At 51.6% G+C, this 15,068-nt stretch carries 12 protein-coding genes; 6 read left to right on the forward strand and 6 right to left on the reverse strand.

Translation table 11 applies throughout. The annotated features are described in order from the left end of the window. The first annotated feature begins 34 nt into the window (after positions 1 to 34). Entirely contained in the window at positions 35 to 1,651 is a 1,617-nt protein-coding gene (locus tag ACSHX2_RS08200) for a PQQ-binding-like beta-propeller repeat protein (RefSeq protein ID WP_435692368.1), read from the forward strand. Between the two features lie 71 nt (positions 1,652 to 1,722). On the opposite strand, the gene ACSHX2_RS08205 is transcribed toward ACSHX2_RS08200, so the two are convergent. Then, on the reverse strand, positions 1,723 to 2,733 hold the full coding sequence (locus ACSHX2_RS08205; RefSeq protein ID WP_435692370.1) for a helix-turn-helix domain-containing protein: 1,011 nt from the start codon (positions 2,731 to 2,733) through the stop codon (positions 1,723 to 1,725). 133 nt (positions 2,734 to 2,866) lie between these two features. On the opposite strand from ACSHX2_RS08205, the gene ACSHX2_RS08210 reads away from it, so the two are divergent. From ACSHX2_RS08210 to ACSHX2_RS08225, 4 genes are read left to right on the forward strand one after another with little or no spacing between them, the layout of a single operon-like run. Then, complete coding sequence (locus ACSHX2_RS08210; RefSeq protein ID WP_435692372.1) at positions 2,867 to 4,354, forward strand: amidohydrolase family protein; 1,488 nt, start codon at positions 2,867 to 2,869, stop codon at positions 4,352 to 4,354. Between the two features lie 7 nt (positions 4,355 to 4,361). Continuing rightward, complete coding sequence (locus tag ACSHX2_RS08215) at positions 4,362 to 4,688, forward strand: hypothetical protein (RefSeq protein ID WP_435692374.1); 327 nt, start codon at positions 4,362 to 4,364, stop codon at positions 4,686 to 4,688. Positions 4,689 to 4,707: 19 nt separating this feature from the next. Beyond that, entirely contained in the window at positions 4,708 to 5,949 is a 1,242-nt protein-coding gene (locus ACSHX2_RS08220; RefSeq protein ID WP_435692375.1) for a carbohydrate porin, read from the forward strand. A 2-nt stretch (positions 5,950 to 5,951) separates the two neighbouring features. Next, entirely contained in the window at positions 5,952 to 7,562 is a 1,611-nt protein-coding gene (locus tag ACSHX2_RS08225) for a DUF3299 domain-containing protein (protein WP_435692377.1), read from the forward strand. A 282-nt stretch (positions 7,563 to 7,844) separates the two neighbouring features. Here ACSHX2_RS08225 and ACSHX2_RS08230 read toward each other — a convergent pair whose 3' ends face one another. The 5 genes from ACSHX2_RS08230 to fbaA form a co-directional block, all read right to left on the reverse strand. Beyond that, on the reverse strand, positions 7,845 to 8,279 hold the full coding sequence (locus ACSHX2_RS08230; protein ID WP_435692379.1) for a DUF1214 domain-containing protein: 435 nt from the start codon (positions 8,277 to 8,279) through the stop codon (positions 7,845 to 7,847). A gap of 108 nt (positions 8,280 to 8,387) precedes the next feature. Beyond that, the gene (locus ACSHX2_RS08235) at positions 8,388 to 8,780 is read right to left on the reverse strand and encodes a hypothetical protein (protein ID WP_435692381.1); all 393 of its coding nucleotides are present in this window, start codon (positions 8,778 to 8,780) and stop codon (positions 8,388 to 8,390) included. A gap of 424 nt (positions 8,781 to 9,204) precedes the next feature. Next, positions 9,205 to 11,580, reverse strand: coding sequence for a glycosyl hydrolase family 95 catalytic domain-containing protein (locus ACSHX2_RS08240; RefSeq protein WP_435692383.1), 2,376 nt, complete (start codon positions 11,578 to 11,580; stop codon positions 9,205 to 9,207). 235 nt (positions 11,581 to 11,815) lie between these two features. Further along, entirely contained in the window at positions 11,816 to 12,166 is a 351-nt protein-coding gene (locus tag ACSHX2_RS08245; protein WP_435692385.1) for a zinc ribbon domain-containing protein YjdM, read from the reverse strand. Positions 12,167 to 12,453: 287 nt separating this feature from the next. Further along, positions 12,454 to 13,482, reverse strand: coding sequence for a class II fructose-bisphosphate aldolase (fbaA, locus tag ACSHX2_RS08250; protein ID WP_435692386.1), 1,029 nt, complete (start codon positions 13,480 to 13,482; stop codon positions 12,454 to 12,456). A 233-nt stretch (positions 13,483 to 13,715) separates the two neighbouring features. On the opposite strand from fbaA, the gene ACSHX2_RS08255 reads away from it, so the two are divergent. Continuing rightward, entirely contained in the window at positions 13,716 to 14,789 is a 1,074-nt protein-coding gene (locus tag ACSHX2_RS08255) for a DUF21 domain-containing protein (protein ID WP_435692388.1), read from the forward strand. The last annotated feature ends 279 nt before the right edge of the window (positions 14,790 to 15,068 follow it).

The raw sequence follows: 15,068 nt of genomic DNA on the forward strand, positions 1-15,068 counted from the left end.
GCTGGATTTTTTTTTAATTTTAGATTCTATTTCGATGAAACCACTTTTCTCACTCACCACGGTTACTGCCATTGCTCTCGCTGGATTTTTCCATTCCACTGCGAGCGCGCAGGCTCCTGTCGAGGGCGCGGCAGGACAATGGCCGATGGCTTCGGGCCCGAATGGAACGAACGTCACAACGACTGAGCAAGTAGTTCCTACTACTTGGAGTGTGAGTCGTGGGGAAAACGTTCTCTGGCGCACTGAGTTGCCTGAAGCGGGTTTGAGTGGGGTCGCTGTATGGAAGGATAAGGTGTTTCTAACGACCAATAAACCTTTACCGGACGGCACTGCAGATGGGGCGGCTGAAGGGTCTGACATCGTGGGCTATTGTCTCGATGCTGAGAGTGGAGATATCCAATGGTCGGTCACGATACCTAGTCCGCGGGTGCGGCCCTTTTCCTCACTCTTTACTGATGCGTCGACTCCCACGCCTGTCACCGATGGTAAGCATGTTTGGTTCGTAAATGCAGGTGGGATGATGGCTTGCTATGACATGGCTGGCGCTAAAGTTTGGCAGCGTCCATTCGAGGCTCGTTCTAGGCATAATGCAAAGCAATGCCAGCCCATTCTCATTGATAGCCAGTTGCTCTATGTGATGATGCGCGAGAGTGATGATCCACTCGCCAAGCCGATGAAAGCCAAGGTTGGTGATCGCAATTCATCTCCAAAGGATTGGCCGTGGACTTATATTCGCGCCTTTGATTCTCTAACAAGCAAGCCGCTGTGGGTAGAGTCGAGTGGGACTTCAGTGCACAATACTCCACGTATTGGCTATGTGGGCGGGAAGCCAGTCGTTTATCATATGCGAGGAGGCGGGCATCGGCCACCAGAGGCTCCAAGCGGTTTTAGTCTCTCCCTAGCAGGTGGCGAGGAGGCGGGTAAATGCCTCTGGAGCTATGATGTGAGAGGCTCTTTTGCCTACACTGTTTCGCAATTTGATGAAAATCACGCTTATGGCATAGATCAGGGTAATTTACTCAAGTTAGAAGCCAAGAGCGGTAAACTCATTGAACAGTTTCCGCTTTTCACGAAGGCGGACATTCATTTATGGGACGAGGATACTCAGAAATATACTGTCCATCTGAACAAACCGTTCAGTGTAGTGGTACGTAAATTTAAAGCGTGCCCTACGAATGAAAGCCCTATTCTAGTAGGCAAGTATTTCCTGTTTCTCACTCACGAAGGACACTGTGTCGGGCGAGTAGATACCGAAAATGGCAAGGTCGAGTACCTTCAAGTTCCAGTCCAAGTGGTGCGTGAAGCAGGGAAGAAGGATCAAACTCTTTGGAGAAAACATCTACCCTCGAGAGCTGTCAATTCGCGAGGGATCGATACCGCTGCGGATAAGCGCGCCCAAGGTGACGGCTGGGGACACGTCAGCAACGGAGCACCTATCGCGGTGAACCAATATGTGTATTTCCCAACTATGTTGGGCATGACTTATGTGGTCGATGCTTCGCGTCCCGTGTTTGATGCCTCCGCGCTCGTATCGATCAACGATCTAGGACCCGCAAAAACCACGTGGAGCCTGAGTGGACTGAGCTACGCCGGAGGAAGTATCTACCAGCGTGGCCTTAAGGAGGTTGTCCGAATACGTGGTGGAAAATAAAGTAGTATTTACTCACCCTAACGATGCTCTGAGTGTTTAGCGCAGTGCCTCTCTCAGTTTGGTTGTCTGGATTATGACGGATTCCGAGCCAAACGATAGGCACCAGGCGTCATTCCGTTGGTCTTTTTGAAGGAGCGGATAAAATTATTGGCACCCGAAAAACCCAGATCGACTGAGATGTCGGCAATTGACGAGTCCGTGTCCTCAAGCAGAGACGTCGCTTTGGTAAGGCGGACTGTATCGAGGATTCTCTGATAGGATGTGCCGTGCGAGCTAAGTGTCCTGTGGAGGCTTCGAAGGCTGATACCGATGAGATCCGCAGCGAGGCTGGCGGAGGGAAGGATTCCTCCGACGCCGATGATTTCAGTGAGGATTAGCCTGATCTTGGTGGTGATCGGTTCTCCTTCGTTCAGGAGTCCGGGAGATTGCTGTAGGTGCTCTGGGTTGAATGGGTTGCCCTTTGTCGAGTGCAGTAGCCAGCTCGCGGGAAAAGCGAAGCCAGTAGCTCTTTTTTTAAACGCCATCTGGCATCCTCCAAATCCCTGGAGTTTCATATACAGGTTCGTTTCGTCGGTCTGGAGGCAGGCCTTGGCGGGGTGCCAACTGGGTCCTGTTATGAGGCGGACTAGGTTGATCATCGACATCAGTCCGGCGTGGTCGGCGATAGTCCGTCCATGTTCGGGAGAGTGGGATTTTTCGTTGAAGAGCCAGACTTCACCATTTTCTCCCTCTTCCAGCCAGCAATGGTTGCCTTCCACGTGGCGGTTGATGAGTTGTCCAAAGGTGCGGATGACACCGCCGAGAGTTGTTTGCTGGGCCATGGCTTCACCCAGGGCACCAAGACAGTTGGGGGTAATGAGTTCACCGACAACAAACCCTACCTCCGGCATCTTCTCCCCTTTCGCTAAAGCTTCAAGGAAAAGGTAGAGTTGGTGTTTGGTGATCCAACCATCGCCTAAAGTTACATGGCTGAGCTCAATTTGAGCCTGCAGGCAGTATGGCTCCAAGCTAATTTCCCGCGCAGTAAAGTAGTCAGCGAATGGCTTCAACCAGCAGGTGTTGATCATGGGGATGTCCTTCAAGATTCTTCGAGGCTATCACGCCATGATAGATTCGTCTACATCGTGGCACTAATTGAGAACTAGTTTGAGCTTTGGGCGGGTAGACATTCGTGATGTAATAATAGGCATCTGCAGATTAATCGAAAAATTTTCTATGAAATATCATCCCATCCTTAAATTCGTCGCAGGTGTCAGCCTTGCAGCGACCTCTGTACTTTCGGCGCAAGAGTCTGAAACGAGCATCGAAATCCCATCATGCACTGTCATCCAGAATGTTCACGTCTGGGACGGGACAAGCGATGAACTGAAAATGGATCATGACGTCCTCATCATCGGTGACAAGATCCGCAAAGTAGCCAAAGACATTCCGACTGAAGGAACGATGGAGGTCGATGCGGTTCGCAGGACGGTCAAGCAAGGGGTTGATGCGCCAGGTCTCGAGGGCGGAACCTACAATTTTAACGTCACCAACGAGAAAGGTGAAGCAGAGAAAGTAGCTGCCGAGGTCTCGGTAATCGATGGCAAGGGAGGCTATCTCATTCCCGGCATCATCGACTCCCATCAGCACATCATGCTGTCCAAAGGGACCGGGCCGAACGATATTCTTAACCAGCAGTTGCCTTACACGCCTGCCTACAATGCTATTCCTCAGGGAATGACGATGCTGATGATGGGCGTCACCACGATTCGTGACACGGGCGGACCTTCGGTCGAACTGGGCAAAGCTATCGACGCCGGCTTCGTGGACGGACCGCGCATCTATTCCAGCGGTGCCATGGTGACCTGTACTTCAGGGCATGGTGACTTTGCCGGCCAGGCGCCGACCAATCAGAAGGACTATCCGGGCAGCACCCAGTGGTGGTCCTCGGCCATCAATTTTGCGACGCTCGCCGATGGACCGGCTGAAGTCCGCGGAGCGACCCGCCACGCGATCGCCAACGGCGCCCACCAGATCAAGATCATGGCCGGAGGCGGAGTCGCGTCCCTCAAGGATCCCTTGGAAAGCGTCGGGTATTCGTTGGAAGAAATGAAGGCCGCCGTCGAGGCTGCTACGGACTACGACACCTATGTCTGCGCCCACGCCTATACCGATGAAGCGGTGAAGCGCTGCATCGAAGCCGGGGTGAAGGACGTCGTGCACGGTCACCTCATCAGCGAAGAAACCGCCAAACTGATGGCCGAAAACGACGTCTGGCTGGGGAGCCTGTCGTCTCCGTTTGGGTTGATGGACGTGCCTTGGTTCACCGATGAAAATCGCGCCAAGGGCAAGCGGGTGCTGGATGGCTATGCCAACGTGATGAAGCTCGCTAAGAAACACGGTATAAAGATGGGCTTTGGTACTGATGCTGCCGCCGGAATGGTGGATACCATTCTTTACGAATTCGAGATGCGTTCGAAATATTTCACCGCACTGGAATTGCTCAAGCAGGCCACCTCGACCAATGCCGAGTTGCTTCGCTTTGCAAATTCCCGCGATCCCTACAAGGCTGCTCCGCTCGGCGTGGTGGCAGAGGGTGCTTGGGGCGATGTGCTGATCTATGATGTGAACCCACTTGAGGACATCATGGTAGTTACCAAGCCGAAGGAGCACCTCAAGCTCATCATCAAGGGCGGCAAGGTCTACAAGAACGAGCTTAAGTAACTCATCGGTGCTTCGATCCGTTTCCATTTTCTCATCGGTTGCACTTAGCTCAAGTGCGGCAGTTTTACTCTTTGCCGCTGTGCCTTTGTTGGCAGGGGGACAAGAGGCATGGCTGACGCTTCCTGCCGGACCGATTCAGGGAATTGCGTTTGGTTCCAGCGCAAAGCACTGGCAGCCGCAGCCGATTTGGAATGCGATCATCGAGAAGAAGCCGGATCTTTTCACCTTCCTTGGCGACAACATCTATGCCGATACCGACGGGACCACGGCGTGGATAGTGGGATTCAACATCACGCCGGTGGTTGAGAACGCACTCGCAGGTTGGTTCAAGTAGATCTCGTCATTTATCAAACATGAAAAAGAAGCCCACACTATTTTGCTCGCTCGGTTGGACCCTGATTGCCTCGGTGATACTGCCGCAAGCACTGATTGCCGAGAGTGCCATGGACGGAGGTCCGGACTCGGTCGACGTGCTTATTGAAGAGCAGCGACAGAAAAAGCAGTCCTGGTTCGATCAGGACTTTTTCAATTCCTATGACAACTGGAAGGTAGGCGTGGCCGAGCGTACGGGTTTCAGCTGGGGAACGGATTACAGCGCGCAGTATTTCACGGCCTCGGACAGCCCGACTGATGACTCGGCGGCGGGCGGAATGTTCCGGCTCTACGGGTCCTGGGATATGGTGAATCGTGGTAAGGAAAACGCCGGAGGCCTGCGCTTCAAAGTGGAATACCGGGACAGCTACACCGACACGTCACCAGCGGGCTACCAGTTAAATCTCGGCAGTGTCGGCTTCATGGGGGCTCCATTTAACGATGACGGAGTGCGCCTGACCAACCTCTATTGGCGCCAACAGATCGGTGACCGGATGGTTGGCTATATCGGGATGATGGATGTGACAGATTTTGTCGATGTCTATGCGCTCGGTTCACCATGGACGGGGTTCAGCAACCTGACATTCAGCACGGGTGCGGCCTCGATGGCGCTGCCCAACGATGCGGCTCCGGGAATCATGTTGGGCGGGTGGCTGACGGAAAACGTTTACCTTACCGGAGGGATGGCAGGACTGAATTCCGATCCGACCGATCCCTGGGAGGGCGTCGAGCGGGTATTCGATGAGGCGGAGTTCTACAAGTATGCGGAGATCGGCTGGACGAGTTCGAAGGATCGCTTCTACTTTGACAACGTGCACCTGACTTTCTGGCAGGTGGATGAAATCACAGCTACCGCCACGCCAGATGGCTGGGGTGTGAATTTCTCCTCATCGTTTTGGGTGAATGATAGCTACATGCCGTTTTTTCGCGCGGGCTATGCCGATGACGGCGGATCCTTGCTAGAACTCTCGTTGAATGCGGGGTTGGCCTGGCAGCCGAGCGAGGACGATCTGTTCGGATTTGCGGCCAACTGGGGTCGCCCGAACGAGAGCAGTTTCGGCCCCGGACTTAATGACCAGTATGGACTCGAAGTCTTTTACCGTGCTCAGATCACCCAGAGCCTGCGTGCCACACCTTCCATTCAGCTATTGGGTAATCCAGCATTGGATACCTCGCATGATTTAATTGTGATATTCGGCATGCGCGGAGTTTTATCTTTCTGAATATGTGCATCAAAATTTGGGATGATCAGGGCTCACTGCGATGGCGGAAGTTGGCCGGCTTTCACAGAGCGGCTTGCCAGGCTGTTTTTCTTGCTCTCGTGGTTTTTGGATACGGAGGATCGATGCTTCAGGCGGAGGTGCGTTCACTGGCGTGGGCCGACTTGTTGCCGCAAGATACGGAAACCTTTGATGATCCTTTTGCGAAGTTGAGCGAGGAGCAGTTGCTGGATCTCAGCATGATCGCCCGGATCCGGTTCCTGCTGGAGAGCGAGAAGGTCGAGGCCGGTGGTGCAGACTTCGAAGAGGAGAAGCGTCTGGCTGAGAAGCTTGAGGAGCAGGGGGTCGATATCGATTGGATCATGGCCCAGAGACAGAGGGTCGCCGAACAGAGGGAGAAGGCGGCGGGCAGGGTTGATGAAGGGATCGATGGTGAGGAAATCCGGATTCCCGGCTACATGCTGCCGCTGAAGCAGGATTCGGGAGGGGTCAGGGAATTTCTGCTAGTGCCGTGGGTGGGAGCGTGCATTCACACGCCGCCGCCGCCAGCGAACCAGATGGTTCACGTGAATTGCCCGGACGGGGTGGAGGATCGAGGTCGCTTTGCCGCGATCTGGTTGGAGGGGGGATTGGAGCTCAAGCCTGGCAAGTATGAGCTCTTTCTGGTCGATGGCACCCGTTCGGTGAGCGTGTCCTACTCGATGGAGACGCATCAGGTTTCGGTCTATTCATCGAAGGATTCTGACGTGCTGTCCAAGGTGGAGGTGCCGTTATTTGAAGGAGAGCATTCCTGGTGGCAGAACTTGCAGACTAAAATTTCGCTGACATTTACGAAAACGATGACGAGCATTCGCGACCGCGAATCATCCGGGCCGCTGTGGACAGGTTTATTGATCGCCTTCCTCTACGGCGTTGTCCACACACTCGGGCCAGGCCACGGCAAGGCAGTGGTGATTTCCTACTTCGTCGGCGAAGGAGGCGGGCTGATGAAAGGCGTGGGCATGGGGACGAAAATCGCCATATTCCACGTGCTTTCGGCAGTGATCGTTGTGTGGGTGACGGACTTTGCGGTCAGACAAGCGACCGGTTCGGCGCCATCGGACTACCGGGTGGTCAAGCTGATCAGCTACACGGTCATCGCGGGCCTAGGTGGCTGGATGCTGTGGAAGGCGTTGCGGGTGCCGAAGCATACTCACGATCATTCGCAAGGGGATCAGCATACGAGCGCAGGTGAGGAGTCAGATCATAAACATCACCACCACGATGGTTGCGATGCCTGTGCGGCGGTGGCGAAAGGTGGCCAGGGAATGAGTGGCTGGCTGGCACTGGCGGTGGGCTCGGTGCCGTGTACGGGTGCCTTGCTGGTGCTGCTTTTCGGGATGGCGAATGACTTGTTGATTCCGTCGATTCTCTTGGTCGTCGCGATTTCCGCAGGCATGGCGCTGGCGATGAGCGGGATTGGCGTGCTGGCCTTGTTGGGGAGGCGCTTCGCCGACAAACGTCTGGGTGAAGGCGAGCGACAAGAGCGATTTGCGCGAGCTGCGAGGATCGTCGGGGCGCTGGCGGTAGTGCTGATCGGCTGCGGTCTTTTCAGCCTGACGTGGATGATGCGTTAGGAATAACTCGATTTCTGCATCAACTGTCTCTGACTTATATGCGGCCACCAGTTCAAGGTTCACTCCTCCCTCTGAGGCCTTCTTGCGGCCGTCCACAAAAACATCAGTCTGCTTCGGAGGATTACCGATGACAATGTTCCCGCCCTTTGAAGGGTCGATCTCCGATGCTATGCCGTTGCTTCCTCCGCCCGGTGTCGCGCGCATCGCGGTCGTAAAAAGGGGCGGCGCCCAGGCCAGGACGCCACCCCAAAGTGGTAGGGATTGTTGAGTCTCCCGCTTTAGTTACTTCACCTTCACGGGATCTGCCGGCTTCCAGGTTTTGTCGAACCATGGCTCGAGTGGTCCGTAGAGACGCAGGATCACGTTAAAGCCTTTGCTCGGGTCCGTCTGGACCCAGTTGTTTTCCTGTCCTTCGGGAGCCTTCGGACCGAAGTAGAGATCAAAGGAACCATCCGCATTTTTCTTCAGGCCTTCCTTGTTACTGTCGATACCTGGGAAACGCTCGTCCGTCTGCAGCATGGCACGGCTCTGGTTGTCATAGAGCGTGAACGACCAGAAGTCCTTGGCTGGAACATCCTTCGGCAAATGGAACTTGTAGGTCTTGCTGCCGTCGAGAGACTCATCGTCCTCGTCTAGATAGGCAATCGCGTACTGCGAACCCTTGACGACATTCTTTACTGCCATCGCAGGAGTAATCCCCGTTGCGTAGAAGTGCATGTAAATCCGTGAATCCAGCAGGCTCCAGAGGTTCTCGTTGCCCTCGAAAGGTTCGCGGTGATCGTAATAATCGTGGGGCCTGCATAGATAGAGATCATATTTTTAGCCTCACCTTTGGCCTGATAGAATAAGAATCCGACGTTGCCATTCCCTGTGTAGGGCGCGAGCTCCCATCGGCTCGTCGCCTATCTCAAGCCATGAAGCCATGTAAACTGAAGTGGTGTTCGGCGTCAGCCAAAAGGCTTTCGAATCCATAAGTTCCTCAAACAGCACCGCGGTGGTGTTGGCGGGTCCATGCTTCAGCAAGCCATGCTCCATAGCATTCAATGACGAAACTGGAATGCAGTTCAAAAACGCTTCGGTTGCTCGATTGAGGTCGAGGTTGTCATAGACTTTCTGAGTTGTCTCCTGGTCCGGGACTCCATCAACCGAAGTCAGGGTTCCGATGGAAGTTTCTAGCTTGTCAGGAGTCTCGATCCCCTCGGGGAACTCGGTGCTCATCTTCATCTTGGGCGCTTCGGCCCAAGCGTGAGACGCCAGCGAGGCGGCCACAGCAGTCGTTATCAGGTATTTAGTTTTCATAGCAGATTTTTTGTTAGATTTGTAAAATGAAATGAAGCACTAAAATGAGTATGCCACTCAACGAATAAGGTCAAGATTACAGATAAACCAGAAATCTACATTGGCTTAGTTTTTATCTGTTTGACCGTTATTCTAGCTATGCTGCGTCTGATGAAACCCTGCCTGCACTCGTATCCGAGTGGCGGCAAAACGCTTTGGTTGCTTAGCGTGGAAAGAGCCCCCCCATTTCAGCTAGTGGCCTCTCTACGCTGGTATGAGCTCTAGCGGAGGGGAATCTACCGCGGTGTCTTTTGAATACCGTTCTTGTAGGGAGAGAGAGAAATGGCAAAGACCACAGTCAGGTTTACTTACGGTAATACTGTTTATGCCCAGGAAGTCGTTTGGTTTTCTCACTGAGTCCAAAAAGATTATGTTGAGCTTCGCTTATGGGGATGGGTTGAACGCTCATGTTGAGGTCTTTGATATCTTTGGCTGAGAAAACGGCCACTTGCCCTTTCTTGAGATCAAGATGATACATGCCGTCTTGATTCTCGAGAATTTGGGCTGGTGTGGCGGTCTTGCCATCGATGTAAATCTTAGGGTTGATCACATCAGTTTGAACAAAGCATGGGGAGCCAGCGAGGCTTTCGACTTTAACGAATTCAGTGGTGCCAGAGACCTTTTTGGCAGTGACTAGGAATGCGCCCTGTGTGCGTAGGTTTGTGAATGCGGCATCAGCCCAAGTTTCGGGGGTGCCACGGAATACACGGATCTTTCCTCCCCAACTCTGCAGCAACATATCGTGGACGCAGGTGGCGAAGGAGAGCGGGCTCTCGATGACTGGGTTGCCTTCAGCATACATGGTGGTAGGAGAGACACGATCGTGTTGGATTAAGAAATCCAGGTACTCAGAGGCTTTGTTAGAATCACCCAAGCAGGCGTACATAGATGCAGCTCCGGTGGCCGTGTATCCGGTGAAAGGCATGGCTGAATCCACTTTCTTTTCATTATCGATGACATAGAGCCAATGGTCTAAGGTCTTGCGCAGCATAGCGCTGTCGTTCGAGTTCTCAGGAGTGATTAAGGCGAGAGGGTAAAACGGCAGCAAATGAGAATAGTGCCGGTGTGGTTTGTCATAGGGGATATCTTTTCCAATCCGTAATCCGTTTTCATCGATCTGGTAATCCACGAGGTTATCGACAATGTTTTGCCATTCTGCGGCCTTCGGGTCATTCAATTGATGCTCTTGATTGATATCTAACAATGTTTGGAAGCACCACTTCATCAAGCCGATTGTAAAGTTGATGTCCTGCCCGCGACCGCCGGGGTATTCTGGTGACCAGCTCTTTTTAATATGAATTTTTCCATCGTCAGATGTGACAGGGTTGTCCTTGAGGTAATTTAAGTAGCTATTGGCTGTTCCGCGTAGTTTTGGAAACAAGCCATCACGCATCCGCTGACGGTCTGCGTCGAATTCACAATGGAGCCAATAATTATGGAGAACCCAACATAACATATCTGGCACGATGGCGCCCTGGCTTGCTACCAGGTCTTGTGGAAACAAGGTCGCTAAGCCGGCGCTGCCTTTCCAGTGAGAGGGTACGTTTTTAAAGAGTTGAGCCTCGTGTTTATCAAACCAATTGCAGAGTGAGGAACCTACATCGAGACGGTTTGCTGTCAGGTGTGTCCAGTACTGTAGTTGGACATTGAGGTCGCCCCATACCATTGGCCAAAAGGTTTTGTGATACCATGGCCCCATAAGATCCATCACTGGTCCATTCGCGCGGGTGGCAGAGGCGAACTTGTACATCTGAATCCAGTAGAAGGCTTCTTTTTCCGGGTCGTTGATAGTGAGAAAGCTCAGTGGGTAGTACTCGTGCCACCAAGCTTGGTGCGTATTCACGAATGTGTTTTTAGCGAGCAAGTCTCTGGCTTCCTGGAGGTTCTTCTTAACGACTGCCTTGCTGTCATTTTCTGGGAAGCTGTGATGGGTGCTTGTAATGATGTATTGCTTTGCATCAGCCTTGCCTTTGATCTCCCAGCCGGTGGTTGTCTCCCCACGATTTTTATACAACGGCTGGAAAGAGAATGTCATGCCGTCTTGCTCGCTCAAACTTGGAGCAGGTGGCATCTCATAAGGAGCTTCACGCATTTTATCCCAGCTCCCACCTTTGGGGCCTCCGCCTTGCTCTAGTGTGGTGCGAACTGGCGCTTTAGGTGCGTCTGGGTGCCAAGAAATTTTGATAGACTCATTGTTGGCGTCGGTCTCGAAGTAGATCACATCGTGCAAGCTGTGGGTGAAGCCACGAAGTGTGTAAGAGCCTTTAGAGGTTTTGATGCTGCCGGTGAGTTCAGCATTCCAAAGGTCGAGGCGCAGGTCGGTCTCTAAGATGTCACCCTGAGAGGTGAGTTTGAAATGACCGAGTGGTAAGCGACTACGATAGATCCAGAGGTTCTCGTTGCCCTTATAAGGTTCGCGGTGATCGTAATAATCGTGGCGGCCAGCATAGATAGAGATTACATTTTTAGCCTCACCTTTCGCCTGATAGAATAAGAATCCGACGTTGCCATTGCCGGTGTAGGGCGCGAGCTCCCATCTGTTAGGAGTCCGATCCCAGATCATGTCATGACGGGACAGGAATTTCTCATAATCGACTTTCTCTTCAGCGGCGACTGAAGTGATTTGAACCATCATCGCAATGATAGTGCTAAGTAGTAATGCAAATGCTGTTTTCATCATGATTCTAGAGGGTCATAGAAGTACAGCGTGCCTGCCCTCAATATTACAAAACCCCTAGTAAAAAAGGGGGAGTAGTAGAAAACCCTATTTGAAAGGTAAGGTTCTTAATTTAAAGAAAAATACCCCAGCGAGCTGGGGTAGGTGGTGGCGCCAAGAATTACTTAGCCGCCGCGCAATGTGTGTTTGAATGTTTTAAGTAACAATCAATAGCACGTATTGATGATAGTGGGGGGAGCTATGGATTCACCTTCTTAACGAACATGGCTTTGAGACCGATGGTCAGCCCGTCCATTTTACAGGTGATTTCGTGATCACCGTCTTCTTGGATGCGGATAGGCTTAGACTTCATTCCACTTTTGAGGACTTTTGAAGTGCCTGTTAGCTTCTTGTCCTTGATCATCTGAACGATATCACCGTCTTGGAGAACGTTTCCGAAGGCGTCTTTGACGACACGAGGACCGCTCTCTTCTTCTTGTTCTGCCTCAGTTTCTTTTTTCCATTCATGGCCACAGACCATGCACTCGTAGTTAGCATCGTGTTCTACTACATCATCCATGGTGCAGAGCGGGCAGGTAAGTTCAGACATGGCTTTAGCAAGGCTGAAGCGGGGTGAATTTTCAAGTGTGAAGTGAAAAGTTAGGTGGCTCCATTGCTATCACAGGATGCTGAATCCGACTTGTGATCTTCAGACTTTTGGCAGTTTAGAGTGGTGAACATTTTTTTCGACTGCGGTGTGTCGAGGGTCTACAGGTCGAAGGTCAATTTCGCAAAGTCTGGTGACTTTGGTTTTTTTACATGAAAAAGCCCCGTGGATGAATAGTCATCACACGGGGCTAAATTTTAGTTAAAGTAAGTGGTTCAGTCTGAAGCTGATTACTTCTTAAAAATGGAATTTCCTGTGGAGAGGAGGTCATCACAAGCTACTTTCAAGCGGTCACAGAGGCCTTGTTCAGCGAGCTTGAGGTAGGAACGTGGGTCGTACTTTTTCTTGTTACCGACTTCGCCGTCGATCTTGAGTACACCTTCGATGTTTTCACAGACGTGAGAAACGATTGGGCGAGTGAATGCGTACTGGGTGTCAGTATCGATGTTCATTTTGATCACGCCGTAGTCGAGAGTTTCGCGAATTTCTTCTAGGGAAGAGCCGGAACCGCCGTGGAATACGAGATCCATTTCAGCGTCAGCACCGTACTTGTCCATGACTGCTTTTTGACCATCGCGAAGGATCGTTGGTTCGAGTTTTACAGAACCTGGCTTGTAAGCGCCGTGGACGTTGCCGAATGTAGCTGCGAAAATGTAGCGGCCGAGACCGTTGAGCTCTTCGTAGACCTGCAGCATGTCAGCAGGTGAAGTGTACAGTTTTTCAGCAGGAAGGCCTGATGTGTCATGGCCGTCTTCTTCACCGCCTACGCAGCCCGCTTCGATCTCGAGGATGATGTCGAGTTCAGCGCACTCCTTGAGGAGTTCTTTGGAAATAGCGAGGTTTTCATCGAGCTCTACTACGGAGCCGTCGAACATGTGAGATTGGAAAAGTGGTCCTTTGCCAGCTGCGATACGCTCACGAGAAGCTTGAAGAAGCGGTTTGAGGAAAGAGTCAACTTTTTCAGGATGGCAGTGATCTGTATGAAGCGCTACGAGGATATCGTACTTTTCAGCAAGGAGGTGTACTGCTTCAGCGAGAACGATCGCACCAAAGGCTTCGTCTTTGAGAGCTGTCCCGGAAGCGAATGAACCACCACCAGTCGAAACCTGAATGATGCCGTCTGATCCTGACTCGGCGAAGGCTTTGAGTGCTCCGCTCGCCGTGGTAAGGGAAGTGATGTTGATGGCTGGGTATGCGTAGCCGCCTTTTTGGGCTGCGTCTAGCATTTCGGCGTATTGTTGTGGAGTTGCAACTGGCATAGCTAGGATTTAGTAAACTTCTTGCGAAAGTGCAAGAGCTGAGCTTGTCAGGTTGCAGAACTAGCATGAAAAATATTGGGGCTATGTGTGATTAAGCCTCTATCAATTGCTAGGCATGGAATCTGCTTATTCAATGATGACGCAATGAGATGTACGGTTTTTCTGGTGCTTTCTAAGTTAAATGCTTACTTAGCTTCAGTAATCAGCGTAGGTAAGCTGATAATCAATAGAGAATGCAAACGGAACATATTTGGATCTGGCTAGGAATAGTCTTTTGTATAACACAATCGGCAATGTTTTCTGGGCTTAATTTAGCTCTCTTTTCTCTAGGACGTATGAGGTTAGAGGCTGAGGCTGAAAAGGGGTCAGTGGCTGCTAGTAAGATACTTAAGCTGCGGCATGACTCGAACCTGCTGCTTTGTACTATACTGTGGGGGAATGTGTCGGTGAACGTGTTGCTAGCTCTTCTCTCAGAAAGCGTGTTAGCCGGTGTGACTGGTTTCATATTTTCGACCGCGGGTATTACGTTTTTTGGTGAGATCATTCCTCAAGCGTATTTCTCGAGACATGCGATGAAGGTTGGGGCTAAGCTTACGCCTGTTGTCCGATTTTATAAGGTTTTACTCTATCCGGTGGCAAAACCCTGTTCGCTTATTCTTGATGGATGGATTGGGCCAGAGGGTCCGTCGTTTTATCGTGAACGCGATATTGAGATCATTCTCGAGAAGCATATCAGCGAAGATGAGAGTGAAATTAGCGCTAATGAAGGTCGTGGAGCTCTAAACTTTCTAGCACTGGATGACCGTAAGATTTCGGCGCAAGGGAGTGTGATCAAGCCAAGCACGATCATAAAAATGCCTGCTAAGATGGATCTGCCTGAGTTTCCTGATTTCAGCACTGATGAGGGGCGAGCCTTTCTATCAAGTCTCAAAGTGAACCCAGCTAAGTGGCGTGTTGTGACTGATGAAAATGAGCTACCGTTGATCGTACTTGATACGCCAGAATTTCTTGCCCGCTATCTAGCCTATGACGGCGATGTGGACATTTACCGTTTCTGTCACCGCCCCATTTTGATTGAGGATGACCAAATCACACTTGATGCGGTCTTAGGACAATTTGTGGTAGAAGCGGATGATCGTAATGATCACGTGGTAGATCAAGATATCGTGCTCTTCTGGACACCAGAGAAGAAGCGTATCATCACAGGTGCTGACATCTTTGGTCAGCTACTCGTGGGGATTGCCCAGCGCGTGCCGATGGATCCATCAGATAGAGCAGAAGAGCATGGGCTTAGGCCTGTGAGCTAGTTCACAGGCCTAAGCCCAAACTGAGTTCCAAAAGAGACAAATGTGATTTTAATGAAGCTTGGGGAATAGCGCGTTGCGGAAGAAGTGAAGGCTGGGTGCTATCCTGTTGAATCTGCGTTATTCCTCAGTTACGGTGCTCGCACCGCTCCTTCGTCACGCCTTGATTGACCAGGAAATCACTCCAGCATTAGTCTCTTTTGATTCGGGTTCTGTCGGGCTTGTTGAGTGTGATATAAATACTTCATGCCAGCGAAGTTCGTCAATGTAGACCGTCGCAGT

This window comes from Rubritalea sp. (assembly GCF_051252225.1).
GTDB lineage: Bacteria > Verrucomicrobiota > Verrucomicrobiia > Verrucomicrobiales > Akkermansiaceae > Rubritalea.